Origin of the sequence: Pseudomonas sp. PA-5-4B, assembly GCF_021606215.1 — a bacterium.
Taxonomy (GTDB): Bacteria; Pseudomonadota; Gammaproteobacteria; order Pseudomonadales; family Pseudomonadaceae; genus Aquipseudomonas; species Aquipseudomonas edaphica.
The window spans coordinates 78,334-104,610 of sequence record NZ_WKDB01000008.1 but is presented as its reverse complement, the minus strand read 5'-3'; the positions used below and the strand labels follow the sequence as shown (position 1 = coordinate 104,610).

25 protein-coding genes and 1 tRNA gene are annotated in these 26,277 nt (G+C 54.0%); 15 read left to right on the top strand and 11 right to left on the bottom strand.

The window, feature by feature from the left end; translation table 11 throughout:
- The first annotated feature begins 367 nt into the window (after positions 1 to 367).
- From GIW28_RS06560 to GIW28_RS06535, 6 genes are all read left to right on the top strand, one after another.
- Positions 368 to 1,018, top strand: coding sequence for a hypothetical protein (locus tag GIW28_RS06560; protein ID WP_053135468.1), 651 nt, complete (start codon positions 368 to 370; stop codon positions 1,016 to 1,018).
- Positions 1,011 to 1,769 carry a class I SAM-dependent methyltransferase gene (locus GIW28_RS06555; RefSeq protein ID WP_236447836.1) on the top strand — a complete coding sequence of 253 codons (759 nt, stop codon included), beginning with the start codon at positions 1,011 to 1,013 and terminating at the stop codon, positions 1,767 to 1,769. Before GIW28_RS06560 ends, GIW28_RS06555 begins: the two co-directional genes overlap by 8 nt.
- A 778-nt stretch (positions 1,770 to 2,547) precedes the next feature.
- Complete coding sequence (locus GIW28_RS06550) at positions 2,548 to 6,144, top strand: SIR2 family protein (protein ID WP_236447835.1); 3,597 nt, start codon at positions 2,548 to 2,550, stop codon at positions 6,142 to 6,144.
- Positions 6,145 to 6,230: 86 nt separating this feature from the next.
- Complete coding sequence (locus tag GIW28_RS06545) at positions 6,231 to 7,139, top strand: MvdC/MvdD family ATP grasp protein (RefSeq protein WP_236447834.1); 909 nt, start codon at positions 6,231 to 6,233, stop codon at positions 7,137 to 7,139.
- A gap of 139 nt (positions 7,140 to 7,278) precedes the next feature.
- A complete protein-coding gene (locus tag GIW28_RS06540) occupies positions 7,279 to 8,205 on the top strand; it encodes a hypothetical protein (protein WP_236465620.1) in 927 nt (308 codons plus the stop codon).
- Positions 8,202 to 8,528: a hypothetical protein gene (locus GIW28_RS06535; RefSeq protein ID WP_236448057.1), complete on the top strand. Its 327-nt coding sequence runs from the start codon at positions 8,202 to 8,204 to the stop codon at positions 8,526 to 8,528. Before GIW28_RS06540 ends, GIW28_RS06535 begins: the two co-directional genes overlap by 4 nt.
- 93 nt (positions 8,529 to 8,621) lie before the next feature.
- Here the strand turns inward: GIW28_RS06535 and GIW28_RS06530 are convergent, their stop codons facing one another.
- The 11 genes from GIW28_RS06530 to GIW28_RS06480 form a co-directional block, all read right to left on the bottom strand.
- A complete protein-coding gene (locus GIW28_RS06530) occupies positions 8,622 to 9,479 on the bottom strand; it encodes a hypothetical protein (protein WP_236448056.1) in 858 nt (285 codons plus the stop codon).
- An 86-nt stretch (positions 9,480 to 9,565) separates the two neighbouring features.
- Positions 9,566 to 12,463 (bottom strand): DUF927 domain-containing protein, encoded by a 2,898-nt coding sequence (locus GIW28_RS06525; RefSeq protein WP_236448055.1) that lies wholly within the window; start codon positions 12,461 to 12,463, stop codon positions 9,566 to 9,568.
- A complete protein-coding gene (locus GIW28_RS06520) occupies positions 12,460 to 12,732 on the bottom strand; it encodes a DUF3077 domain-containing protein (protein ID WP_236448054.1) in 273 nt (90 codons plus the stop codon). The genes GIW28_RS06525 and GIW28_RS06520 overlap by 4 nt, the downstream gene beginning before the upstream one ends.
- The gene (locus tag GIW28_RS06515; protein WP_017846196.1) at positions 12,729 to 13,013 is read right to left on the bottom strand and encodes a hypothetical protein; all 285 of its coding nucleotides are present in this window, start codon (positions 13,011 to 13,013) and stop codon (positions 12,729 to 12,731) included. Before GIW28_RS06515 ends, GIW28_RS06520 begins: the two co-directional genes overlap by 4 nt.
- Entirely contained in the window at positions 13,010 to 13,168 is a 159-nt protein-coding gene (locus GIW28_RS06510) for a hypothetical protein (protein ID WP_003175981.1), read from the bottom strand. Before GIW28_RS06510 ends, GIW28_RS06515 begins: the two co-directional genes overlap by 4 nt.
- A gap of 375 nt (positions 13,169 to 13,543) precedes the next feature.
- Entirely contained in the window at positions 13,544 to 13,849 is a 306-nt protein-coding gene (locus tag GIW28_RS06505) for a hypothetical protein (RefSeq protein ID WP_236447714.1), read from the bottom strand.
- Positions 13,846 to 14,127, bottom strand: coding sequence for a helix-turn-helix transcriptional regulator (locus GIW28_RS06500; protein WP_236447713.1), 282 nt, complete (start codon positions 14,125 to 14,127; stop codon positions 13,846 to 13,848). Before GIW28_RS06500 ends, GIW28_RS06505 begins: the two co-directional genes overlap by 4 nt.
- 100 nt (positions 14,128 to 14,227) lie before the next feature.
- Positions 14,228 to 15,067, bottom strand: a complete 840-nt coding sequence (locus tag GIW28_RS06495) for a hypothetical protein (protein ID WP_236447712.1) — start codon at positions 15,065 to 15,067, stop codon at positions 14,228 to 14,230.
- A gap of 282 nt (positions 15,068 to 15,349) precedes the next feature.
- Complete coding sequence (locus GIW28_RS06490) at positions 15,350 to 16,591, bottom strand: tyrosine-type recombinase/integrase (RefSeq protein ID WP_236447711.1); 1,242 nt, start codon at positions 16,589 to 16,591, stop codon at positions 15,350 to 15,352.
- Between the two features lie 166 nt (positions 16,592 to 16,757).
- Positions 16,758 to 16,834, bottom strand: a tRNA-Met gene (locus GIW28_RS06485).
- 335 nt (positions 16,835 to 17,169) lie between these two features.
- Positions 17,170 to 17,721, bottom strand: coding sequence for an RNA polymerase sigma factor (locus tag GIW28_RS06480; RefSeq protein WP_017137665.1), 552 nt, complete (start codon positions 17,719 to 17,721; stop codon positions 17,170 to 17,172).
- A 263-nt stretch (positions 17,722 to 17,984) separates the two neighbouring features.
- Between GIW28_RS06480 and GIW28_RS06475 the strand changes: the two genes are divergently transcribed.
- Genes GIW28_RS06475 through sctS form a run of 9 tightly spaced genes read left to right on the top strand, consistent with a single transcriptional unit; the run spans position 17,985 to position 26,271 of the window.
- Positions 17,985 to 19,082, top strand: coding sequence for a TyeA family type III secretion system gatekeeper subunit (locus tag GIW28_RS06475; protein ID WP_236447888.1), 1,098 nt, complete (start codon positions 17,985 to 17,987; stop codon positions 19,080 to 19,082).
- On the top strand, positions 19,079 to 21,172 hold the full coding sequence (sctV, locus tag GIW28_RS06470) for a type III secretion system export apparatus subunit SctV (protein ID WP_099549211.1): 2,094 nt from the start codon (positions 19,079 to 19,081) through the stop codon (positions 21,170 to 21,172). Before GIW28_RS06475 ends, sctV begins: the two co-directional genes overlap by 4 nt.
- Positions 21,173 to 21,209: 37 nt before the next feature.
- Positions 21,210 to 22,121 carry an FHA domain-containing protein gene (locus GIW28_RS06465; protein ID WP_026013747.1) on the top strand — a complete coding sequence of 304 codons (912 nt, stop codon included), beginning with the start codon at positions 21,210 to 21,212 and terminating at the stop codon, positions 22,119 to 22,121.
- Positions 22,118 to 23,473 carry a FliI/YscN family ATPase gene (locus tag GIW28_RS06460; protein WP_236447887.1) on the top strand — a complete coding sequence of 452 codons (1,356 nt, stop codon included), beginning with the start codon at positions 22,118 to 22,120 and terminating at the stop codon, positions 23,471 to 23,473. Before GIW28_RS06465 ends, GIW28_RS06460 begins: the two co-directional genes overlap by 4 nt.
- Entirely contained in the window at positions 23,460 to 23,888 is a 429-nt protein-coding gene (gene sctO, locus GIW28_RS06455; protein WP_177033730.1) for a type III secretion system stalk subunit SctO, read from the top strand. Before GIW28_RS06460 ends, sctO begins: the two co-directional genes overlap by 14 nt.
- Complete coding sequence (locus GIW28_RS06450) at positions 23,885 to 24,340, top strand: type III secretion system HrpP C-terminal domain-containing protein (protein ID WP_017137659.1); 456 nt, start codon at positions 23,885 to 23,887, stop codon at positions 24,338 to 24,340. The genes sctO and GIW28_RS06450 overlap by 4 nt, the downstream gene beginning before the upstream one ends.
- The gene (locus tag GIW28_RS06445; protein ID WP_186618179.1) at positions 24,340 to 25,350 is read left to right on the top strand and encodes a FliM/FliN family flagellar motor switch protein; all 1,011 of its coding nucleotides are present in this window, start codon (positions 24,340 to 24,342) and stop codon (positions 25,348 to 25,350) included. Before GIW28_RS06450 ends, GIW28_RS06445 begins: the two co-directional genes overlap by 1 nt.
- Positions 25,347 to 26,000: a type III secretion system export apparatus subunit SctR gene (gene sctR / locus GIW28_RS06440; RefSeq protein WP_017137657.1), complete on the top strand. Its 654-nt coding sequence runs from the start codon at positions 25,347 to 25,349 to the stop codon at positions 25,998 to 26,000. The genes GIW28_RS06445 and sctR overlap by 4 nt, the downstream gene beginning before the upstream one ends.
- A gap of 7 nt (positions 26,001 to 26,007) precedes the next feature.
- Positions 26,008 to 26,271, top strand: a complete 264-nt coding sequence (sctS, locus tag GIW28_RS06435) for a type III secretion system export apparatus subunit SctS (protein ID WP_099549214.1) — start codon at positions 26,008 to 26,010, stop codon at positions 26,269 to 26,271.
- The last annotated feature ends 6 nt before the right edge of the window (positions 26,272 to 26,277 follow it).

Here is a 26,277-nt window from a genome sequence, read left to right as displayed (position 1 = left end):
ACGGGGCATGAAACCCGCGGGATCGAGTTAGTGGGAAGCGTGGGAAGTTACTGAAATTTCAATCGTTGAAATTGAAAGGATTTTGAAGAAAAGAGGGCATCGTTACCGTACTGGTAACGATGCCCTCAGATCGCTCAAACGGTAGGGCAAATGCACAGGTGAACTGGAATTCACCAGGTTCACCTGTTCACTAAGCTGGGAGGCTTCTCGCTAACAAGATTCCGCGGGTTTCATGCCCCGTGTGCGGCCGAATATCTCAGGGGCCCCCGCATATCTAACGCAATGTGCCACTATAGGAACCACCAACCCGCCACAGCTGACGCTCTGTCAAACTGAATAAGGGAAATCATCAAACAGGGATGAAGCGATGGAAGGATTTTGGGACCGCTGGGGAAATCTGATTCAACGCCTTGTTGCTTCAGTAGGATCACAGGCTTCTTTATTAGCACTTGTACTCGTCTTCATGCCGCAGCCAGTAGACCTTTACGGGTGGCCTGGTGCTCTGGCTCTTGCGGCAGGGGTGCTGGCGTTTGCCAGCATCTGCCTTGAGTTTAGGGCTGACAAAAAGGCTCACAACAACAGGAAAACGTACGAAAAGGACGATGTCATTGGCATTAAGGCCTATATGCACAGATGGATTGATGACAGCGGCAGAGCAATCATCTGGACACGCGACCTAAGCTGGGCAGACGATGACTCGACTAAAAAGCTACTCAAGGAGAAGGCGCAAGAAGGGAACTTAACTGTCTGTATGCCAAAAATGACGGAGTTAGGAGAGGTACTTAGAGCAGCCGGAGCCAACGTTTGGATCTACGGAAGACCGAGCTTTCTCGCTCCAGCATCACGCTTCACAATTGCACACTTTGGGAACGGCGGTTCTCAAGTCGCGATTGGTCGTGGAGGGCGTGGTATCCACGTGATTGAAGAAATTGACTCGAGCCATCCTGCACTTCACATGGCGGTTGATCTCGCTAGCCTAGCTGAGCTGCTCCATAAGGAGAACGCCGCCCATGTTTGATGTTCTGAACTCTCAACCAAAACCTCTGGCGGACTTGACCCAGCAATGGGATCAACTGGCGAAGGAAAGAGCGCGACAACTCAGCAGCGGGCTAGACATCAGTTTCAGTAAAGTGGTCGCTCCAACAGCGTTAAGACTCCTCCAGGGCGCAGACCTTTCAGCGCTCTTGGACATTGGCTCTGGCACTGGCCACTTCGCAACCCTTGTTTCCCCACTTGCAGGCTCCGTCATAGGGGTGGAACCTTCAGGTGCGAGCGTCGAAATTGCGATGCATCTCTGTGAGAGCCGCACCAATGTCAGGTTCATTCAAGCGGCCGTGGAAGACGTGACGGTGACTCAACTCAATGGTCTAGCTAGTGCCGCCACCGCAGTAATGGTGATGATGGCAGCTCCGGACTTGGGACGGTTCGCTGCAGCGGTGAATGCTCTACTTCGGAGCAATTCAACGTTCGTAGCGGTGATTCCCCATCCGTGCTTTTGGCCTGAGTACTGGGGCTATGCAAATGCCGAGTGGTATGACTACACCAAGGAGACCTTCGTAGAAGCACCTTTCAAAGTCTCCCGTGATCAAACTTCAATACGAACAACGCACATTCACCGTCCACTCAGTCAGTATCTATCTACCTTCGCAAAGCATGGCTTCAAATTGGTGGCCTTTGAAGAACCAATACCGGAAGAGAGCGTGCAGGCGATGTATCCAGAACCTTGGCATTTCCCTAGGTTCGCCGCGTTAAAATGGATTAAGGAATAGAGGCAAACTCAAAATTATGAATACAGCGCCTTCGTTCGTGTATCCCTACATGTATCCCTAAATGTAAAACCATGCTGTAGGGCACGAACTATATAGAACGCGCGAGTCTCCCAGGACCCTCGCCACCTTGGGGTAACGAGGCACCTGGTAGTTGGTTTTCAACATCACATTTAGCTGTACGGATGTATTCATTGACCAGCCTGAGCTACGTTGCTGCAGGGAGGAGTAACCCGGTGACCTGTTTTCATATTTCCATACGCTCGGTTGGCTTTCGAATTCTCAGTGATGTATTAAGACAAGCGCGCCCGGGTTTCTGTCGCTGAGGGATCCGAGAGAATTGGGCGAGGGGGGATTCCCACTGCCGCTAAAAAACTGTGTAACAGGTGTAATTGGTATAGCAAATTTTAATAGGTCATTGAAAAATATAGGTATTTGTAAGGTGCACCTTGCCAGTCGTGACCATGCGTTAAATGTAGCAGGGGATACGGGTGTAACGTTGTCGAAAGCGAGCAAAAGTTACATTAAATAATTGAATTTAATGGGTTTTTTAGGATTTAAACGTCGTTTAGACGGCTTTTCACTATCGAGCGCGTTGGATTAGGGTCACGTTCCTTAGAGGCAGGGTATTGAACGTTAGCTGATTAGCGTATAGCGTTCTGGAATGCTACTTGTATCGCGCTTGGAACGTTCACCGGCTCCCCGATATGGTCTGGATCCGTCTGTTTAGTGAGAGCATATCCGGTGTCTTAATCAGTTCAACTATGCAGGGAGCATTTTCTTGAGTCTTAGGTTTTCCACAGAAGGTCCAGCCTTTCCCGAGCAACTGGTCGATGCGTTACTTGCAGGGGAGGTGGTATTTCTATGCGGCGCAGGTGTGAGCGCTCCGCAACTACCTGATTTCAAAAGTTTAGTAGAGCGATGCTTTATACGACTAGGATTGGAAAAGAGTGCATCCGAAGAGCAGTCATTTAAAGACGGGCGCTTTGAAGAGGTATTGGGCTCTCTTAGCCGTCGTATTGTCGATCCGGGAGATATGACCAAGGCCGTGGTGGAGTTGCTAAAAGCCCCGGAAGAAGCAGACCTCGCTCACCACCGCACCATTTTGCGGTTATCGCGCAACCTGGAGAACCGTCCAGTAATTGTCACAACCAATTTCGATACAATGCTTGAGAGAGCTCTTCTTAGCTTCGAGGGCGTCGAGCAGGCACGACTACTAAGTTTTGCGGGACAGGATTTACCAACGCCAGGTAGTGCCGGCTTCGGTGGAATCATTCATCTCCACGGCCGTGCATCTGACGAACAAATCGGTCTGGAACAGACGCCGTTCGTTGTGACAAGTGCTGACTACGGAGACGCCTACATGCGTTCAGGGTGGGCATCCCGTTTTTTGTTCGACTTGTGTCGATGTAAAACAATTGTGCTCATCGGCTACAGTGCAGGCGATGCTCCAGTACGTTATTTCCTCAATGTGCTTGAAGCTGATCGACAGAGATTTCCAGATTTACGCGCCGTTTACGCGTTAGATTCGGTCAATGCCCGGGAGGAACCTGATGCGCGTTGGAGCGCACTGGCGGTTCAACCGATTGTGTATGAGGTAATTACCGATCCTATAAGTGGTAAGCGGGACTACAGCGCATTATGGCGTGATCTAGGTTTGCTCGCAGACGTTGTAGAGCGACCTCGTACAACCCGTCGAGCGTGGGCTCAAGCGATTTTGCGTAGAAATTTTTCTGAAGCTCAACCTTCTGACCATGATCGCATTTTGTGGTTGTTGCGAGGACGTCGCGACGTCTGGCCAGTTGCAATCTCCACTATTGACGACGTCTACTGGTTGGATTTTCTTGTAGAGCGAAATGTCTGGAGTAACGAAGATGCTGCTTGGCTCTTCGCTGCATGGCTCGCTCGTGATCTGCAGTCAGCTACTCGGTTTAAAGTAGCCATAGCTTGGCTAAAATGGCTTGGTAAACCCTTCGCGGAAGCTGTTTCTCGCCATGTTCGCCAGGCTAGAGGGCTGCCAGAGTTTTGGTTACGAGCTTGGCTCTTGTTTGCACAATGCCAGCCCCAGCGAGATAGGAGTTTAGAGGAGCAGCCCTTCGTTATACAGGAGAGACTTCGCAGTAAAGTGGTGCTTAGTTCTGATATATATCAAGCTATAGATGTTCTTGCGCCACTGCCCGAGCTGACGTCCCGTATAAGCTCGGTATCTATTCCTCCCACTCGGCTATCCGACTTAGTAAATATCAGATGGTCAGTGCAAAACGAAGGTGAAGCTTCAGATCTGATCGATACCCTTGTAGCGGTCGCGCGGCCGAACGCCATCATGACAGTTGCCACGGCGAAATTTGAAGAAATCGTATGTTCTTCGATTGACTTCGATTTGATTGACGAAGATTACGATAGTAATGAAAGTTCAGTTCCATCAATAGAGCCGCACATCCAAAACGAAAATCACGACGGGTTAGTATTTCTCGTCCAACTACTTGCACGATTACTTCCAGACGCAGCCCGAGCGGATAGAGCTGCGAGTCGATGTTTGGCGGATCGTTGGTACCAACTTCCGGGATTTCTTGGCATTCGGTTATGGTTGCACGCATTACGTAACATTACGCTCTTCACTGCGGATGAGGCTATTGCTGGGGTAGCAGCGCTGTCGCATAACGCTTTCTGGCATATACAGCGTGAGCTTGCGTTAGTTCTATCTGATCGTTCTAAATATGCGAGTCTTGAGATTGTTCGACAAGTAGAGACCCGAATTCTAACAGAAGCCGATACTTATTTTGAGCGGTACACTATCGAAGACGGACAGGTTGATTGGCGTGACCACGCTGCGGATACCGAAGTGTGGCTTCGGCTATCTATGCTGGAAGAGGCTGGAGTTTTGTCTGAGGCTGGACTGGCAAAACTAATTGCGATAAAAGAGCGTCGTGATTATCTTGATCGTAAAGTAGAAGATAGGGATCTCTTTAGATCTTACACGACAGGGGTGCAGATGGTTGTAGGCGATGTCCAACCGATTGTCGACGCTGCAGACGACGAACGTTTGGAGATTGCGAAAGCGGTAAAACAAAGTTCTGATATCAGAAAGCACCTAGGATGGAGTGTATATTGCAGCACTGATCCGAGAGGTGCATTTGATACTATTAGTCAAGCACCACTTGATTCCTCAAATGCTCCACTTTGGGGGGATCTAATTGGTTCATTGTCGTTTCGGCAAGAGGAACCTGACGCAGTCGTTCGCGAGCTTACCATCAGCGTCTTTGAAGCTCTCCTGCCAGCGTCTGACGCTTTTATTACACCGATAGTCAGTCGGCTAGCGGACCTTTATTTCAGCGCTGCAAGACAATCTTCGCCGGGTATTGTGGGCTGGTGGATACGTTTGTTTGATATTGCTGTAGCTCAAGATAGTCAGTCTTTAGATATAAGTCGGGATCTTTTCTCTGACGCTATAAATTCCCCATGTGGGCGCCTTGTCGAAGCGGTATTACTAGATATACGTAAAAATTTCCAGGCTGGAGAAGTGATCGGAAGAAGTCGGCTGGAGTTGATACTTCATGCAGCGTCTGCTGTGGGTCGGCAAGGAGCGTTCAGTCGCGCGATTCTGGTTCGAGATGCCGCTCTAATCTTATCGATGGATGATCGTAGCATTGTTAGGGTACTTGACTCTGCGCTTGATGGCATTTCAAGTGAAGCAAGAGCGTTACGTGAAGTATTAGTTATTCATTCAGCGGGGGGAGTGGTTGTGTCTTCGACATTCAGTCGGCATATTCTGTTAGGTGTAGTCGAAAATAACGGACTGCAACGAGGGGGAGTTGGTGCAGCTGCAAAGATTCTTGCTCCGGCGTTAGCGATCATTCGAAACGAACACAATGCCCACGATTGGGGTATCGGACTTGAGCAAACTGCTTCGTCATTGCGCAATGGAGCATCGGCGTTGCGCGAGGGGGCGATACAGGTACTGAGACAGTGGATTCCCAAATTAGGTGTTGGGCCAGATGATGCATGGAGGACTTGTATAGGACCGTTAATTTCTCGCGTCTGGCCGCGTGAGCGAGTGTTGTGTGACAGCCGATTAACAGTTCACTTTTCCGAACTGGCGATCGCATCTTCAGGTGCATTCCCTTACGCACTAAAACAATTGCTCCCTTACTTGACCCTGGCGGATACGCACTTTAGCCTTCACAGTATCGAGAAATCTGACTTGCCTGAAAAATTTCCTCAGGAAACTCTAGTATTACTTTGGAGGATCTTTGGTCCTGGCTCCACTGGCGTTTATGGATTGCCTAAAATTCTAGAGCGAATGATCAAGGTAGACCCTTCTATTGAGTTGGATCGTCGGCTTCAATGGCTTGATCAGAAAGCCCTGCGCTTTGAATAGAAGCAGCGCGGCCGACGTGCCCGCAGTTAGGTTTTGCTATTGCTTAGCACGAAATAATAGTTGGCTTCAGGTGCAAGGATGTTTACATGCGAAAACAGATATTGATGATTACGTCTACTAATGACTTGACATGTGATTATTTGACGAATGCATATTCTGGTGTTTCATTCTATAGACTGAATTTTGACGAGTTTTCTAAGTACTCCATAGGGGTGGATGAAAGTGGGTTTCAGATAGATTCAAGTGAAAAATCTATAAATTCTCAGTCTTGTCTGTCAATTTATTATCGCAAACCAGTTGTTGAGGATTTGGATGGAATATTTGAAGAGAAATATCATTCATTTGTTCATAAGGAATCGTATTCTCTAGTTGAGGGGATAGCCGAATCTTTCCACGGTCGCTGCTTGACACGCCCATCGGTAATGAGAAGAGCGAATAATAAAGTTGTCCAATTAATTCTTGCGAGAGAAATCGGATTTAAACTCCCGTCATCCTCAATCACTAACTGTCCTTCTAATATAGCCTCTGTCGGCAAAGGGAATAAGATAGTGAAGCCTTTGGCTGTTGGAACTATAGTCAGTGACGGTGTGAAAGAGTTTGTGCAAACTAATGTTTTGGATGAGTGTGTTTCTACGGAGTACCTAAAATATTCTCCTGCGTACTTTCAAGAGTATATAAGTAAGGATTATGAGGTTCGATCGACTTTTGTCAATGGAGAGGAGTTTTCAGTTAAGATTTTATCTGAAAATAAAGTCGACTGGAGGAAGGCAAATAATAATATAAGTTATGATCTAATGCAGCTTCCTAGTGATATTTATAATATGTGTGTTGTGTTCATGAAAAAGCTTGATATGTCGTTTGGATGTTTTGATTTTATCGTTCGGAATGGAGAGTTCTATTTTCTCGAGATGAATGCCAATGGGCAATGGGCATGGCTGGAGAAGGAGTTAGGAGTCCAAATATCAAGAGCGCTTGTGGGGTATTTAAGTGCGTAATTATTTAAATAATTGCTTTCTGTTTCTATGTAAATCTCTAAATTGGTCTCCATTTTTTCATGTTTCTTGTGATGATCTTTATGGTTCTTATAGGCCTAGTTATACAGTAAGATTTTCAGTCTTTGCATTGTCAATTGGCATGTTTAAGATTTATTTTTTAACTATTATAGGTGGAAGGGTTTCATTTTATTCTACATTGTATTTTCGCTCAGTAATGGCGTATCCATCCGCTCAATTAGTTGACCAGAAAGCCGAAAGCTATTTTTTGGAAATGCAGAGAGAGAATCGTTCTGAAGAGGATCTTAAGGTCCAATACGAATTTCTTAAGGAGGCTTATAATAATGCTTGCACAGCTAAATCCTCAATGCTGTCTAAAGTTTCCTCTCATGCTTCAACTTATCTAGTTCTAGCTGGATTTTATGCATTTGTATTTAATGAAATTTGGAAGCTTGACGGTTGGCAAAGAAATTCCGCAGTGGTATTTATTTGCATAGGGGTGTTGTTTTTGCTAACGGCAGGTGTTTTTATATTCTCATTTTTGCAAGTTTCGAGTGAAGTAAGGGCTCGTTTTGCGGAAGTTAGAGCTAAAGGAGGGTCTAGCTATCTCGCTCAAGCTAAGCATGCGTATGTTAATTGGTATGCGTCTAAGTTTGAAAATATGGTATTGGCCTCGAAAATAAAAAATATCGAACTAAACTTCGTTCTTGCTTTTTTGCTGGTTGTGAGTTTATGGATCTTTGTATTTGTCTACGGCGGAAAAGAAGGGGTTTCGAATGAGGCCAAGTATGTAGATGATTTTGAACTCCAAATTCTAAATGGTGATGGTGTATTAGATAAAGAGGGGCTAGGGAAGTTTTTTGATGTTATAAGTAGTTCTAAGGATCGGTCTGTTGATCGGTATGTTGTGCTGAGTAGTGACTCTGTGGATGCTGATATTTACTCCGGATTGGTGAGTGTCGCTAAATCTGTGGTTGGAGATTCTTATGTGTCTGAGCTCCGGCTTTCAAGTTCTTCTGGTTTGAAAAATAGTATTATTATTAAGATAAAAAAAGGAAGGGTGAAATGAAACCTTATGTATTGAATTACAGTGAGTCAGTCGTGTTGTCATCAGCTAGTAATATCAGGCATTTTGCTGATAGTACATTGGTGACAAGTGTTGTGGAATCAAGTGATCCTGACGAGATTTATGCAGATTCGACTTTGGTTACTAGAACTCTAGAGTCGGATGATAGTGATGAAATTTTGTTCGGGTCAACTATTCTTACGAAAACGCTTGAGCCAACAGATGATGATGAACTAATTTCTATGGGGTATGTTAGTAATAATAGTGTTAGTACAATGATAACAGAGACTATAGAGCCAGCCGATCCGGATGAAATTTTCTATTAAGTTGAAAGTCATAACATTGTTATTATCTATATGATTCATAGATTAAGGATAGTCTGTTGGGAAAGCAGCCCGCATGTGCGGGCTGATTCGGAGTTACGCGGCTAGAAGGTCGTCTAGAGAGAAGTTGCGGGCGACCGCTGCCAAATCGGAGCGTTCAAGTCTCGAATGGAAGGGACCGAAGCGGGGCACCTCAAGCCCAGACAACGCATCACCCATTCCGCCTTTTTGATAGCTGACGGCAAGTATCCGTGCGCCTACAGCGAGCAGTTGCTCGGTCGCCGCGTTCCACTCCTCATCCAATGCAAACCCAAGCGCGCTCAATGCTGCTGTCTTGGCTTCATCTCCATGTTGGCGTGCATTCGTGATTTGGATGTCGAGGGTATCAAGCTCGACTTGCAGAGCACCGAGAATCAGGTCTTGCCTTCTGACTTGCTCGTCCGTCGTTGTCAATTGCTTAGCCGCCTTTTGCATTTCGCTGCTTGCTGATTTTTCCCCTTCGGCATCACCGCTCGCGAGGCATTTGGCGTAGGACGTTGCAGCATCGCGCTCAGCTTGTTGCGCCTTTTCCAGGGCTTGATCGGCTTCTGATTGAATTGTCAGAAACCGCTCGCTCAGGTGCGATTTTTTCCGTTCCAGCGCTTCGACTTCAGCGGTTGCATCGGTCATCGCTTGAATAGCGGCAGCTTTGATCTGACCAATTTTTTCTAACCTCTCCAGGTGTTGAAGCTTGCGATCAATTGATGCTAGCTCACCGGGAATTGCATCTATGCGGGCTTTGACGCTTGATAGTTTTTCCATAGCCTCGCGGCTTTCAGGGCTTCCAATTACGTTGCCATTCGCACTGAATCCGCTAGGTGCATTGCGCCATTCGGCTTCCCTTTGTGGCAGGCTTTCTTCCAGTGTTTCCAGTTCTTGAATCAAGGCGGCTTGTTGCTGTTTTAGCTGGTTCATGATGAGATCCTAAAGGCGAAAGGTTGATTTTTTTTCGTTGGCGGGCCAGGCCAAGGTGAGCCTGCATTCCTCATGGTGCAGCCCTGTTAGGCCGCCTGGGCGCCGTGATCACCTTGTTCTGGCACTGCGACAACCACATAGCAGCGCTGCAAGCCCAGTCCGGGTAGTCGCACTGCGGTTGAGGCTTTGCCGTCCTTTCCAGGCTCTAGAACACCCCTCCGCAAAAGCTCTTTGTTGACCGCACTCAGGTTCATGCCTCGGAAGATCTCGGAGCGCCATGCTTCCGGCAGCACGTAGTAGGTGTTGGTGGTGTGAAGGGCGTCGCCCATGCCGTGTTCCATCGTCTTGCGAAAGCCCAACCGATCAATCGTGCGTGGGCCGTGTTCATCGATCTTTGCTGCGGCAGATTCCCAGCGGGTGAAGCGGCTTTCTCCGAATCGTTCGATCACCTGGCGCAGTCGAGCCAAGATCGCATCACCCTCGAAGTTACCGGCGCCGCCACGTTCGGCCAGCCACGCATGCAGACACACCCGTGCGGCGGTCGTAGCCGTGCCATCGGGCCAGCCGGTGACGCCGAAAGCGGTGGCCAACTCTCCGGCCGCTGCTGCGAGGCCAAAGCGAAGGGCTGCACGCTGGGCCTGACCACTGGCCGAGGCGGGCAGGTTTTGGGTGATGAACTGCTCCACCGTGCGGCGAACGATCACCGACCACCTGAGCATTTCTCCAGGCGCGCACAGTGCGTGCAGGAAGGCGGTGAGGGGTGTGCCGTAGTATTTTGCTACACGGGCCTTGAGCGCATCGGAGAGGGCAGCAGCATCCTCAAAACCGTTCAGCACATCGAACATGCCGAGACCTTTGCTCGCATCCGCAGGCACGGCGAGCATGCGCACCTCCATACCTGCTTTCAGCTCCTTGTTGGCATCCGCCATGTGTTGCGCCAACGTCTTCTCGCCCGTCGAGAGAAACAGCAAGCGCCACTCCTGAACCTGTCGGCCCGCTTGTCCTCGATCATTCGCCCGTGCCTTACCAGTACCGTTGCCGAGCATGTAAACCGTCTCGCCAATAATGCGCGGGTCGCACATGCCGATTTCATCCAGGACCAGGAGGCCGTCTGAGTGGGCTGCGGCAATGGACTCCAGGGCGTTATCCGTCGATCGCCATGAGCGCACCAGACGCGGCCCGCCATAGACCGAGGCGGCTACTTGCAAGTGTGTGGTCTTGCCGCCAGAACTGTCGCCGTAGAGGTGGAAGCCGCCCGACTCATGTCCGAGCAGGTTCAGCAACGGGCCTGCAAAGGCCACAGAGACGACAAACGCCAAGCGATGGTTACCAACGCACAGTGCGCCGATTTGCTGCTGCCACTGCCCCAGAGAGCCCGCCTCGCTGATCGGTGGCAGTTGGGCACCGGCCTCATAAAAATGCAGATGTTCAGCGTGCGAGCCGATCTGTTGTTCGGGCAGAAGGAAGGCGTTGTGGTGCCAACCCAAGCGCGTTACCAAACGTGCGCGCTGGGCGCTATCGAAGCCGCCGAGATAACTCTGCAGGTCGTTGCGGGCATTGCGTCCTGATCGGCTTCCGGCGAGGCGCAGCCCCATGTCGACCAGTGGCCCGAGTACGTCTTTGCCGAAGTCGCCAGTCATGGTTCGGGCCGGAATGTTCCAGCGCTTTTTGGCGCCGTCTGGGTCGTCAAATTCGACCAGCAAGCCCCAGTTGTGGCCCTTGTTGTCGCGAGTGCGAGCGATGATTTCGAGAGGCGAACACACGGGACGCGCCTCGCCATCATCGCCGGAATAAAACACCCCTTCAGGCGTCAGGCGAAAGCCGCCCGGAAACAGGTCATTTTTCGATTTCGCAGGACGTTTGGCGGATGCCTTGGCCTTCGGTTGTTGAGGCTCAGTGGGCTCAGTGGGCTCAGTAACACTGCCTAAAAACTCGCCGTTGCGCATCAGCTCGGCGACGTGGTCAGCGGTCCAGCCTTTGGCTAACGCATCCGCTGCATCATCGCCATCCGCCCATTTACCACCCTTGATCAGTGTCGGCTTGCCACCTTTGCCGCTGGGCTTGAGCTTGAACACGTCGAGCGAGATCCGTTGCACTGAAGCGGCGCCCAGGTCAATCAGCTTGAGCTCGATGGCGTCCATGCACGCCGTGCCGCTGGCGTCGTTATCCGGCCACAGCACCACAGCGCGCCCTTTGAGTGGCGTCAGGTCGGCCTTGTGCCACGAGTTGGAGCCGTTGGGCCAGCAGGTGGCTACGTGGTCGGGCATCAGTTCAGCGGCGGCGTCAGCAGCCTTCTCGCCTTCACAAAGCACCACAGGCGCATCTGCACGCTGTGTCAGCTCATCCAGACGCAGCAGTGGCCGAGGCTCGGGCAATCCTTGCCAGCGCCATTGTGTGGTTTGCCCATCGGAGCGCTTGCACCAGGTCAACGGCGCAAAGACCTTCCTTAGTTTGCCGTCTTCGTCTGGGTCCAGGTCGAAGCGATACAGCGTCATGACTGGTTGGCCCTGTGCATCGCGATAGATCCACGCCTTGGATGGAGCGCCGTGTTGCCGGTGTTTGGCTGGGCACTTGTTCATGGCCTCGGTCGGGATCGGCTGAATTGCGATCCACTCCGGCGTTGCGCTCTTGGCCGGTGTGCTTTTAGTGGTTGCAGATCCTGCGGAAACGCTGAGCAGATCTGCCAGCTTTTTGCAGGCCTCAACGTCCGTGCCGCCATCGATGTAACGCACCAGGTCGATCAGGTCTCCGCCCTTATCGCCGGTGGCAAAATCCGCCCAGGTGCCTTTGCTCAAATTGACCTTGAGTGAGCCCGCACGTTTGTCCGTGCGTGTGGGGTTCGGTGCGGTGTATTCCTTGCCGCCATCAACACGTTTGCCGTTTGGCAGCCAGTGAGCAAGCACACGGTCGATGTTCTTCAGGGCCGCGCTTTTTACGTCGGCAAAACTAGGTCGTTTTGAGGTGTTGCCGGTGCGTTGAGTCATGGGGCGGTCCTCGACTCAAGCAACGCCTCGTTCACGTCATCGATCAGTGCTTTGGCCATCTCGCCGAGGTACAACGCAGGCCAACTAAAACGCTCGCCCGCATCGCTGATGGCGGCATCGAGGATCAGTTGATTGGCGTGGTGAAGAATCTGGGAGACGGCTTCAAGTGCGTCCTCCAGCGGGATACCGGCATTCACCCGAAACAGGTTTTGGCCGTTACCGTTGGCAGGGGAAAACTCAGAGCGTCCACGCGTGCTGGAGTTGGTCACAGTGCACCGCCTTTCTGGCCCATCGGCACAGAGGAGGCATCACCGTACATGGTGAGTGTTTTGATCAAGCCCAAGGTGCCGCGCACATCCCAAATAACCGACGACAGCACGCGGTTGGAGAGCAGTGGTTTGTCCCCGTCTAAGTGGTCTTCTAGCAGCATGAGAACTGAATCGGCACGGTCGAGCGCACAGGTGATGGCGTCGATAGGCAGACCGGCTTCGGCGTCTTGGCTGACGCAGAGGAGATCCTCGGGTAGTGCAAAGCCTGGGAGCATGCTCATTGGGCACCCCCTGCGGCTTCCAGGGCGCGAGCCTTGGACATATGGGCGTTGTAACGGGACAGACGTGTGGCGAGGCTGGAGTTGGCGTGTAAAGCGGCGAGAGCCATTGCTCGATGAGCGGCGGCGCGAATTTTGGACGGATTGAGGGCGTGCATCTGGTGAAGCTCCTGTATGTGAGGAGCTGCCACGGTTCGCCGCTAAACGAATTAGGGTGGCAGCTGTGCGCGGGTTAGCGGACCGGGCATACAGGACCCCGGCAGACCCGAAGGTCTCCCACGCACAGCCACCATAAACGAGAGTCGCAGGCACAAAAAAAGCGCATGCAATCGAGTCGGAAGCGCTTGTGCGCCTGTATGTGCTCGGGCCGCTAAACCCGGTCGTTGAATTTGCAACGACGGCCAGAGAGTAACGTCGGTTTTTTGAAAGTGCAACCGTGCGGATCGCTTGCGGATTTTTTCGATGGGGCATAAATTGGTCAGGCATGTAGATTTACCTCAACGCCTCCGGTTGCCGCCGGGGGCGTTTTCGTTTCAGGCATGGACGTCCCAGCGCAGGGAGACAAAGGGCAACAGGTCGCCTTCGAGGCAGGCGCGCGCATCCTCGTAGGCATCGATTTGTTGGCCTTCGTCGACGATGATTGCTTGGGGGGCTTGGCAAGGAACTGACAATGCGCACCAGGTGCCATCTGCCCATCGCATCACCATCACATCCCGGTTTAGACGTTTTTGCTCTGTGCGGTGGCGCTCAAAACGCTGCATACCTCGTGATGAGAAACCGACTTTTCTGAGTACAGAAAAGGGCTGCAAGATGGCCCTGTTGGTGGCACGATTTTTCATGCTGCCACCTGATCGCGAGCCTCTATGCGACTTCGTGCCCATGTTTGGATTTCAGATAAAACCCAAGCTACGGGTGCACCGCGAGCGTTGCTGTTGCTCAATTTGACGGGCAGGGGAAAGCCGCTATCTGTGCGCTGCATGAGTTTGTAGATGGTGGAACGCTTCATGCCCACTATCCGCTCGACCTCGGGCATACGGATCAATGTCGACGATGCGTCAAAGATGGGGTTTGGAATGGTTGGGCTAAAGCGGGGAAGTTCGGTGATAGATGCTTTCATAGGTCTTGCTCTCGACTGGTTAGGACTGAGAGCAATGATCTAGGTGCAGGTCGGAGGTGAGCAGTTCACTTCCAATTGAAATCCGATTGAAATTTCTGGCTTACAGCACGAAATAGCGTTTGAGAATGGCCTCAACTCTTTTGCGAGTGAGGGCTTTTTCGGTCTCAAGCGCAATCCACTCAGGCCGTTGTTTTGGAGGTTTTGCTACCTCACCTTGTAGCCAGGCATGCACCTTCGTTGCAACGTTGCGTTTGGACATCCCCGCTGCGCGGTAGTGAAGTCCCTGTTTAACTATCGCGGCGTCTCGAACGCTAATTTCCTCGTTACGCTCCATACCGCTGATGAGGCCGCCTTTTTTGCGGATAGCATTTTTGATCGCTCGGTCGGCGATGGGTCTTAGTTCATCGTCGGTCAGGCAGGGTAGGGATGTGATCGGTTTCAGATAGAGGGCGTAATCATCAAGTGTCTGAATGCGCTCATCCGGATCGACCTGCATCTCGACGAACTGGCAGTAGAGATCCCTGGGCCAGTCGGTGAGAGGTTCAGAGACATGAGACCAAGCCTCTTGATCAACTGTCTGCATCCAGTTGGCTAACGTTTCCAGCGCATTTACGGCACAAGCCATGATGTATGCAGAATGAGTATCACGCTCTGATGCCGAGTAGCAATTGCTGTACATGCGGACCCAATGCGCAAGGCGTGCCCTGGTGTCGGTGGAGGCATATTGAAAAATTGCCTCCTCATGGATCGTCGTCTGAATGCACATGCTGGCAAGATCTTTGTTGATATCGTCACCATGAATGCGCAGACAGCATTGGTCGATCAAACGGCAGGCGTCAGCTACCTGCTCACGGCAGAGGTCATAGAGCGGTTGCGCTGAGAGATAACTGAACAAACCCCGGCTTAACGCCAAATGCAAAATGGTTTGGTGATCATTCATTGCCAACTGTCTCAGGCACTGTGTAATGGGGAGTCCCGCGCCCTGCATTCAAAGCGAGTAACCAGCGAAAGCCGTTTTGTCGGCTCAGGTTTAGAACGCTTGCCCACAGCAGGCGTGTGCTGACTTTGGCGTTACACGCAGGGGCAGCGTTACATCGCATGTACGTTAAACTGCTGAACTGTGTAACGGGCGTGAAAGCCAATGAATCCGGGCACTTGGCGAGTGGTGTTACACGAGTAACACGCGTTACACCGGATTTAGAGGGGGGCAGTGTAAGTGCTCTCACACTGCCTTTCCAAATTGGCCCTGTACCACATTGTTTGCCTCTAATGAGTCAAGGTGATCGGCGTACCACTGCATCATCTGTGTGCGTTGCTCAAGGTACTGAGCCTTGTTGTAAATCCCTCGAACACCTTGTGCCTTGTGGCTAAGTTGGGCCTCGATGTGGTCAGCAGGATAGCCATGCTCGTTGAGAATAGTGCTGGCGATGTGGCGGAAGCCATGGCCGGTCTGGCGCCCTTCGTAGCCAAGGCGTCTGAGTGCCATTAGGAATACGGTATCGCTGCGAGGTTTAGTGCGATCGCTTCTACCGGGAAATAGGAATGGGTAAGCGCCGGTGAATTGCCGAAGTTCCAATAGTGCTTCGATTGCTTGAGTGCATAGTGGTACCAGGTGCTCACGACCTTTCTTACGACCCTTGCGCTCGACTGGTACGGTCCACAGCTTCTTATCGAAATCGAACTCTACCCAATGTGCCTCTCGCAGTTCGCTGGGGCGCACAGCCATCAGGGTCAGCAGCCTTAGGCCGAGCTGAACATCTTTGGCGTGGGGGTAGGAGCGTATCGCTCGAAGTAACCCTGGAAGCTCATCGGGAGATACGTGGGCGTAGTTCTCTGCCTTTCCTGAGGACAGAAATTTATGCACACCCTCCAACGGGTTGTTAACGGCTCTGCCGGTCACTCGAGCCAGGTCATAGATATCTTTGCAGTAAGCCCTCACACGGCTCATCTGTTCCAGAATCCCCTGACGCTCAAGCCCTCTCAATAGCTCCATCCACTCCATCGACATGATTGAGGTGTAAGGGCGTTTACCGAGCGAGGGGAATACATGGCGTTCGAGTGCGCCAAGTATCCTTTTGGCCGTACCAGCATCCCAGCCGCTAAGGCGAGACGTATGCCACTCCCTTGCCAATGCTTCAAAGGTGTCATTGGACGCATCGATCTCGGCGGCTTGGCGAGCTTTCTTGGAGGTGATCGGATTCTTACCTTCCGACGCATCTGCGCGTAGATCAGCCGCTTTCTGCCGAGCGAAAGCGCCGCCCACTTCCGGGTAGCCGCCGAGACCAAGCCACGACCATTTGCCGTCCGGCTTCTTGTAGCGTAATTCCCAGGATTTTTGGCCGTTTGGCTTGACCCTGAAATACAGCCCTGGGCTGTCTAGTTCGCGGTATGCCCCGGCCTCAGGCTCCAGGCTGGAAAGTGTAGTATCAGCGAGAGGGCGCCGCTTGATATCGGTGCGTTTCATCCTTGTATGCCTTCAGTTCAATTATTTATGAAGCATACACGTGGGCATACACGGAGGGGAAGGATAGGGGTAGATAGAGGTGGACAGCCAGAAACAAGAAAGCCCGCACTAGGCGGGCTTCTTGAGGTGATTCATAGACTGCTGTAGACATCTATTGATCGGTACTTGGTGGCTACGCAGGGACTTGAACCCCGGACCCCAGCATTATGAATGCTATGCTCTAACCAACTGAGCTACGTAGCCAAGTGGCGCGCATTATTCGCGTAGAACGCATATGCGTCAAGCGTTTATTTTAAAAATTTATCTACGCTTTCAACTGTTTAAACAAAATAAGGCCAAACGGCGACGAGTGGTGTGGCGGATACGGGTATTTCAGCCACGAAGATCCCACATGGGTTTTGCGGTGTTCTGCTGACGGTATTCAACGCGTGGTCGCAAGGGCGTGGCGCTGTAAACACTTTGACGATGACCCCCAAGGTGCCATTCGGCGCGGCTTGTGATCCTGTTCTGCGCACGGTAAAGCGTCATTCGGTTGGGCAGATATCCCTGCCGCCCAACGCTTGCCCCCCAGGGCTTGCTTACGGATGCTGCGGTGTGTGGGTGACGCGCTTCAGGTGTTCGCGCGCCCGTGACAGACGTGAGCGAACGGTACCGATGGGGATGTCCAGCACGTCGGCGGTGTCCTGGTAACTGCCATCGGTTTCCAGGGAGGCATATAACGTCTTGCGCATCTCAGCCGGCAAATGATCGATGGCGTTCAAGGTTTTTTCCAGCCGGCGGTTGACCTCGAATTCCCAATCCAGATTCTTGTTTTCTTCCTGGCCGTGCCACAGCGATTCATCGAACTCGCAATGCACCGGTTTGGCATACAGGCGCCGGAAATGGTTGCGGACCAGGTTCTGCGCAATGCCGCACATCCAGGTACTGAGGGTAGCCTGGCCACTGAACCGCTCTCTGTTACGCCATGCCTCCAGGTAGGTCAGTTGCAGGATGTCGTCGGCGTCTTCGGGATTGAGTACGCGTTTATGAATAAAACGCCGGAGTTTTTTTTGCTGGTCGTCCGTCAGTTGGAGCATGAATTGAGGCGAGTCGCCAACGAGCTGCGCTAAAGCTTCAATAGGAATATTCACGATTTTTTCCTCAGGGTAGACGCTATCGAAATAATTTCGACGGGAACCCCTTTAGCACTGGCTGTGCCAAACAAAAAAATCTTATAACTTGCTGATTTATATATATAAATAAATTGAAATAGTGTGATTTTGCGCAGGTACTTGCAAAACGATTGGCGGCTTTGTGCAGGTATTTTCAAAGCGGGGAGTGTGGGTGGTTTTTATGGAACCGTATGGCACCGGGTTGCCACATAGAGACACAAACTCCCTGTCCTGGCATGCCCATGAAAGTCGAATTCAACCCCGATCTGCACAGAATCCAGCGCTTGGACCCATCCGTTTCAGAGAAGGTCGCCACGACCCCATCGCAGGATGCCGCGCCAGGTTTTGATGCGCTCGCGGGCATCTTCAGCCAGGAAGCTGCGGCCCATGGCACTGCGTTGACCCGACGTGCCATTGGGGGGCCTGTGACGCCGGTCGAGCAGCTCGCGCAGTTGTATGATCGACTGGGCCATCCCGCCCAGAAAAGCCTGGCAAAGATGGTCATCGTGGCCAGGCAGTATCTGGAGCGCCAGCTTAGTCTCGAAAAATTGGTGGACCTCACGGGTGGAGACCCTGCACGTACCTATGTCGTGCTTCGTCAGCTTACGGCGCAGGCCGAGGCGCAGGTGCGCCAGACCCAATCCGCGTTGACGCGTGATGCGCAAGTCAAGAGCGAGGCAGCGTTGGCTCGGGCAGCGCTGGCGAGGCTGGAGATTCAGTACAAGAGGGAAATACAGGCGGGCCTTAATATTGCCCTGGCGTTGCAGTCAGGCAGTGACGATCCGGCGCAATGCCAGGCGATACGTACGCTCTACTACGCCAATGTGGTCGTGCGCCAATCCCTGGCCAGCATGATGCAGGCGCTTTTGAAAGAGTACGGTGGCGAGCAGTTTACGGTCGGGCTCAACCTCATGCGCCGGGCCCTGGCGGATGATATTGCGGCGTACGTCTCATCGATTCCCACCGCCAAATTGCGCACGCTTTTGTTGGGGTTACAGAGCTGCGGTCAATTGGGCGGGGTACTGTCCAATTGCCAGGACCTGGTTCAGCGTCTGAACGTTGAGCACGACGCCGTTGACCTGTTGCAGCGTCTGTTGGGTTATGCCGGCAATGGCATTGCCCCCTCCGAGGTTCAACTGCTGGCGGATGAATTGGCTGGGGATGCGGCGGCCCGCCAACTGGCCTCTCTCAATGCGCTCTATCCCGTGATCAAAGGTTTGCCTGCGGCCTTATGGCGCGACTCGCGGGGGCGCGAGGAGGCTTTGCATAACTTCCTGCTGGTGATGGATGAGTTCACGCGCCTGGAGAAGGGCCAGAATGAGCCGAGGGCGTTGATGTGACGGTGCTGGCGTTTATCAACCACTGGCTGCTCAAGGTTGCACAACGTGCTGAAGTCCTTGGTGCTGTGGTGGTACTGGCCATCGTCTTTATTTTCATCGTGCCGCTGCCGACCTGGCTGGTGGACATCCTCATTGCGCTCAATATCTGTATTGCCTGCTTGTTGATTGTGCTGGCGTTGTACCTGCCCGGGCCTTTGGCGTTTTCGTCATTCCCCTCGATTCTGCTGTTGACCACGATGTTTCGCCTGGCACTGTCTATCGCGACCACGCGTCTGATCCTGCTGGAGCAGGACGCCGGCGACATCGTCGAGGCGTTCGGCAACTTTGTGGTCGGTGGCAACCTGGCGGTAGGGTTGGTGATCTTCATGATCCTCACCCTGGTCAACTTCCTGGTCATCACCAAGGGCTCGGAGCGGGTTGCCGAAGTGGCCGCACGCTTCAGCCTGGACGCGATGCCCGGCAAGCAGATGTCCATCGACAGCGACTTGCGTGCGGGACTGATCGACGGCAATCAGGCGCGGGACAAGCGTGACCAGTTGTCCCGCGAGAGTCAGTTGTTCGGGGCCATGGACGGCGCCATGAAGTTCGTCAAGGGTGACGCTGTTGCAGGCCTTGTGATCGTGCTGATCAACCTGTTGGGCGGTTTTTCCACGGGTATGTTCCAGCATGGCATGAGCGCCAGCGAATCCATTGCGTTGTATTCGGTGCTGACCATCGGTGATGGTTTGATTGCGCAAATCCCTGCGCTGCTGATCTCGCTGACGGCGGGCATGATCATCACCCGCGCCGCACCGGATGGGCGCCGGGGCGTGACTAACATGGGCGCAGAAATTGCCCGTCAGATGACCAGCGAACCCAAGAGCTGGATGATTGCGTCAGTGGGCATGCTCGCGTTTGCGGCGTTGCCCGGCATGCCGACCCTGGTATTTATTCTTATCTCACTGATGACCGGCTCCCTGGGCTATTACCTTGCGCGCCAACGTCAACGGCAAGAGGCGCCCGAGGCCGAGGCCACGCAGGCCGTGCGCCCGGAAGAAAACGGTGACGAGGACTTGCGCGGGTTTGACCCGTCGCGCCCCTATCTCTTGCAATTTTCTCCCGTCTTGCGCGGAACGCCTGAGGTGATCGAGCTGGTTCATGGCCTTCGTCAGACGCGTAATGCACTCGTTGCGAATATCGGGCTCACGCTGCCGCCGTTTGAAGTCGAACTCAACGACTCGTTGGCGGACGACGAAATGCGCTTCTGCGTACACGAGGTGCCGATGATCAAGGCCTCGGTTGTCACCAATGTGGCCGTAGAGCGTAAAGCCTTGGCACAGGTGCCTGAGCACGCAATACCAGGCCTGGCTGAACGCGATGAGCAAGATTGGGTGTGGTTGGCGCAGGATGATCCTTTGCTCGATGACCCCCTGCTGGAGCGCTTCAGTGCGACGAGCTTGATCGTCGAACGCATGAAGCAAGCGATGATGCTGTCCGGCCCCCAGTTTCTGGGAATCCAGGAGAGTAAGTCGATCCTCAGTTGGCTTGAACATAACCAGCCGGAATTGGTACAGGAGCTGCAGCGAATCATGCCGCTGTCGCGTTTCTCGGCAGTCCTGCAACGCCTGGCAGGCGAAGGCGTACCGCTGCGTGCTGTGAGGCTGATCGTCGAGTCGCTGATTGAATACGGCCAGCATGAGCGAGAGCCGGACGCGTTGGCGGACTACGCGCGCATTGCGCTTAAAGCGCAGATTTTTCACCAATACAGTGAGGCCGACGGCCTGCATGCCTGGTTGCTGTCTCCACAGACCGAAAACGTGCTGCGCGAATCGCTGCGCCAGACCCAGACCGGGGTGTTTTTCGCCCTTGATAATGACAGCAGTGCTTCACTGATCAACCTGCTCAACCAAGCCTTCGTGGCCCGGCCAAAAAGCAAAAGCGTGATGTTGGTTGCACAGGATTTACGCAGCCCTTTGCGCACTCTTTTGCTCGAAGAATTCAACCATGTACCTGTGATGTCTTTTGCCGAATTGGGGAGCACCTCAAAGGTAAAAGTGTTGGGGCGTTTTGACCTCGGTCAGACTGACCTGATGCGTGGTACTGCGGCATGAGAAGTGCGCCAGTTTCTGCACAGGAGAGCGCTCAATGATGTTTGAGCTGCGTGTTCTCGATGGCCTGCACCAAGGGGCTGCGCTGCCGCTGTTTGGTGAACAGTGGAGCATCGGTGCTCATGCAGAGGCTGACTTGGTGCTCAGCGATCCGGGGATCGCCGAGCAGCATGCGTTGTTGCGGCTGGTCGGATCCAGTTGGTCGGTGCAGGCCCAGGCAGGGCTGTTGCAGGATGCGAAAGAGCAGGTAGTGGCACAGATCACGAATCTGGCGCTGGGCGAACAGTTTGGCGTGGGCGCCATACGGTTGTATGTCGCCGTGGCGGATCAGCCCTGGCCCGAAGCACCCGCCCCGGCCACACCGGCCAAGGTTTCGGCCAAGGTGACGGCCAGGAAAACGTCCCCGCCGTTGACGTTGTCGTCGTTGGGACACTCGCAGCAAAAGCGCCTGATCAGTGTGGTGCTGGTGGTTGCCGTCATCCTCATGGTGGTGGGTATTGCCTCCACGGGTGAGCGTGATCCCCAGGCCTCGTTGATGCCGGCAGTGCCCCACAGAGTCGAGCTGGCCTCGCCATTCGAGGTGCGCCAACAGTTGCTGAATATGCTCAGTGAGCGTGATTTGAGCCAGCGGGTCAGTTTGCAGGTCATCAATGGCCAGGTTGCACTCAACGGCGATGTTTCCGAGGAGGATCTGGCGTTGGTGACGCGCATGCTCGACCGCTTTGGTGAGCAGTTCGACAGCGTTGTGCCGGTGATCAGCCGGGTGCGTGCGCGTAACAATGAGTTGCCGTTCAAGATCGTTCAGATTATCGGAGGGGCGAACGGTCACGTTGTGCTGGAGGACGGAACCCGACTGTTTGTGGGGGACCAAGTGGACGACTTGCGCCTGGTGATGATTGACAACAGCAAGGTGGTTTTCGAAGGCGCGCAGCGTTATGAGGTGCGCTGGTGATTAAGGATTTGCAGGCGCGTCTCGACACTTGGCAGCGGCACCAGACCCAGACGTTGGCAGGTTTTGCTCCGGTGACAATGCGCGGGCGCGTGCAGCGTGTGAACGGCATGTTACTGCAATGTCGGCTGCCTCAGGCACGTATAGGCGACTTGTGCCAGGTGGAAAAACAAGGCGATTACATGCTCGCCGAAATTATTGGTTTCGACCAGCAGGATGCCGTGCTCAGTGCGCTGGGTAACCTGGAAGGTGTGCGTGTGGGGGCCAGCGTAGAGCGCCTGGGCATATCCCATCAGGTACAGGTCAGCGAGAAGCTGCTGGGCCAGGTACTGGATGGATTTGGGCGGCCAATTACCGGCGAAGGCGCCAGCGCTTTTGCACTGGTCGACTCACCGGATACCAGCGCTGTGTTGTGCGAAGCGCCTTTGCCCACCGATAGGCCGCGAATCAACCGCGCGTTGGCCACCGGCGTGCGTTCGATCGATGGGCTGTTGACGCTGGGGGAGGGGCAGCGTGTCGGCCTGTTTGCCGGGGCCGGCTGCGGCAAGACCACATTGCTGGCGGAGATAGCCCGCAACGTTGAGTGTGACGTGATTGTGTTCGGCCTGATCGGCGAGCGAGGCCGAGAGCTGCGCGAGTTTCTTGATCATGAACTCGATGATCAACTGCGCGCCAAAGCGGTGTTGGTGTGTGCCACCTCTGATCGTTCGAGCATGGAGCGGGCACGCGCAGCCTTCACGGCGACAGCCTTGGCCAAAGGCTTCCGAAGCAAGGGCAAGCGCGTGCTGCTTTTGATCGATTCCCTCACACGGTTCGCCAGGGCCCAGCGAGAAATTGGCCTCGCCGCCGGCGAGCCTCTGGGCCGTGGTGGCCTGCCACCTTCGGTATACAGCCTGCTGCCGCGGTTGGTCGAGCGTGCCGGGTTGACGCGCGAAGGCGTGATCACGGCGATCTACACGGTGCTGATCGAGCAGGACTCCATGAACGACCCGGTGGCCGATGAAGTTCGCTCGCTGCTCGACGGCCATATCGTGCTGTCTCGCAAGCTGGCCGAGCGTGGGCACTATCCGGCGGTGGACGTATTGGCCAGCCTTTCGAGGATCTTGAGCAACGTCGCCGAGCCTGGGGATATCCAGGCTGGCACGGCGTTACGTCGGCTGTTGTCGGCGTACCAGCAGATCGAGCTGATGCTCAAGCTGGGCGAGTACCAGCCGGGTAGCGATGTATTGACCGACTTGGCGGTAGACAGTCGCAGCGCAGTGGACAGTTTTCTGCGCCAGGACTTGCGTGAACCCTCGCCAATGGCGGAAACACTGGAGCAACTCAAGGAGCTGACGGCCTATGTCCCATTCTGACGTGTCGATGGCTGAAATCGAGACCCTGCGGCGCCTGCGCCGTCATCGGGCCGATCGCGCTGAGCGTGCATTGCGTGAGGCCAAGCGAGCACGGCAAACCCTGCAGGCACATATCCAGGATGCCCAGCAAACCCTTGAGCAAACCCGCCAGGAGGAGGCTCGGCAAAGTGCGCAGTTGCTCAGCCAGCATCAGGGCCAGGTGCTGACGCTCAAAGCGCTGAAGTCCTGGGGGTTACAAGAACGTTCATTGTCGGCAAGCACCCTGCGGGACGAAGGCCAGGTGCAAGCACTGCGAGCGCAGCACACGGAAAAGGAAATAGAGGTTGGCAGTGCCCAGAAGTACGCCACGGAGTGTTTGCGCCAGGTGGAAAAACTTCAGGAACTGTCCAAATTGCTCGCTCAGGAATCGATATGAAACAGGTTTCAAATGCCGCTCCTGAGCAGCGACGCATGCGCGAACTCCGGGAGGAGCGCGAACCCTCCGTGGCGGCCTACGTTCCCGTGGAGCAAGGGCGACTGTTTGCTTATCTGCTTGCAGGCGGTGCTGCAGAGAAACGTTTCGGACATTCGCGCATGGACATCAAGGCCTCAGTCGAGGCGGCCAGGGCCGATATGTTGGTTGAACAATTGGTGGCGCCTATACAGGCCGGTGGGCAGTGGCCGCTGCAGTTTGTGCTGTGCATGCCGCGCCTGGGGCGGGTTAACGCACTTGTACACCGTGAGCAGAACACCTGGGCCATTGAACTGGACGCAGAGGAAGAGGCAACCAACCGTTGGCTGCGTGGCGTGCGGCAGCAATGCCAGGAACGATGCACGCAAGCCTTGGGGCAGCCGGTCAAGTTCTACCTGCCAGGTACCCGTTCATGATGAAGGTGCCCTTTTTGACATTGCCTGTGGTCAAGCACAGCACGGTCGCTGCGCGCCGCAGGCTGGGGCGTGGGCTGCGCTTGCCGTTTAAGGTCGCCGGGCAAGAGGGTGAACTGCTCATTGAACCCGGGCGTGCCCCTGTTGGCGGCGAGGCGTTGTGCTTCGAAACCACCCTCGGTGTATTGGCGCTCGCTGAAGCGGGGCCGCTGTTGAGCCTGCTGGGCGAATGCCCTGTGCCATTGGCCAAGGCAGGAAACGATCCACATTCTTGGTTCTGGCCGCTGTTTGAGCAGCACCTCAGTCCCCAAGTCAAAGCGCTGTTTGGCTATATGCGATTGCTGGTGACTGCGCGTCCCGCAGGTTTCGGCTGCAGGTTGAGCGTGACGTTGGGGGCCTCTCGGGTCGTAGGTTATGTGTGGCTGGCTCACCAGAGCTTTCTAGCGTTGTGCGATGCCGCACCTTGGCGCTCTATCGCCGCGCCGATGCCGGCGTCGTTCAAGCTGGCCATTACCGTGCCCCTTGGGCGCGCGCAGTTACCGCTGGCACAAGTGCGCAACCTGCGGGCTGGCGATGTGTTGGTGCTTGAGCAGGCTTTTTTTCAACCCCAGGGCAATGGCTACGTGCAGGTTGGCAGGCAGCGCCTTCATGGCTGCATTGACGACGACACCGGGCCGCTGTGCCTGACCCTGACTTCTATAGAGGACACGAGTGTGGACGAGGACTTTTCAGCAGCCTATTACGCTGAGCCGGAAGACGAACCAGTGATGGAAGTGTTCGGGCATGAACCGTTCGATGAGCTGAGCATGTCGCTGAGCGTGCGTTGCGGTGTGCTGAACCTGACCCTGGGCGAACTGCGCAACCTGGTTGAGGGTTCAGTATTGGGTATTACCGGTTATGCGCCGGGAATGGCCGGCCTGTACTACGGTGATCGGCCGATCGGCCAGGGGCAGTTGGTGGAAGTGGATGGGCGCTTGGGCCTGCAAGTGACGCGAGTGGTTTTTTCTCGATGAGTATTCAGGGCATAGATCCCTTCGTACTTGCGCTGTTCCTGGGGGCATTGTCGCTGATGCCCATGCTGCTGATCGTGTGTACGGCGTTCTTGAAGATTGTCATTGTGCTGATGATCACCCGCAACGCTATCGGCGTGCAGCAAGTGCCTCCCAGCATGGCTATCAATGGCATCGCGCTGGCGGCGACGCTGTTTATCATGGCGCCTGTGGGTTACGAGATCGCCGAGAGCGTCAAGGTTTCGCCGCTGGATTTGAGCAGTGTGCAGATGGCTCTGCACACCGGCGGTGAGGCAATCAAACCCTTGCGTGCATTCATGCTGCGCAATATTGACCCGGATGTGTTGACGCACTTGCTGGAAAACACCGGGCGCCTGTGGCCGGCAGCCATGGCGCAGGAAGTCCAGCGAGAAGACTTGATTCTGTTGGTGCCTGCCTTTGTGCTGTCGCAATTGCAGGCGGGGTTCGAGATCGGCTTCCTCATCTACATTCCGTTCATTGTGATCGACCTGATTGTCTCCAATTTGCTACTGGCATTGGGCATGCAAATGGTCTCGCCGATGACCATTTCCTTGCCGCTCAAACTGTTGTTGTTCGTGATGGTTTCCGGGTGGTCACGGCTGCTCGACAGCCTCTTCTTTTCTTATCTCTGAGTGGCGTATGGAACCGATCGTGCTGTTCAAGCAGGGCATGCTGCTGGTCGTGGTGTTGTCGGCACCGCCGTTGATTGTGGCGGTGGTGGTCGGCGTATTGACCTCCCTTGTACAGGCGCTGATGCAGGTACAGGACCAGACCTTGCCGTTTGGCATAAAGCTGGTGGCAGTGGGTGTCACGCTGGTCATGACGGGGCGTTGGATCGGTGTGGAGTTGATTCAGCTGATCAATCTGACATTCGACATGATCTCTCGCTCTGCGCTGAACTGAGGTCTT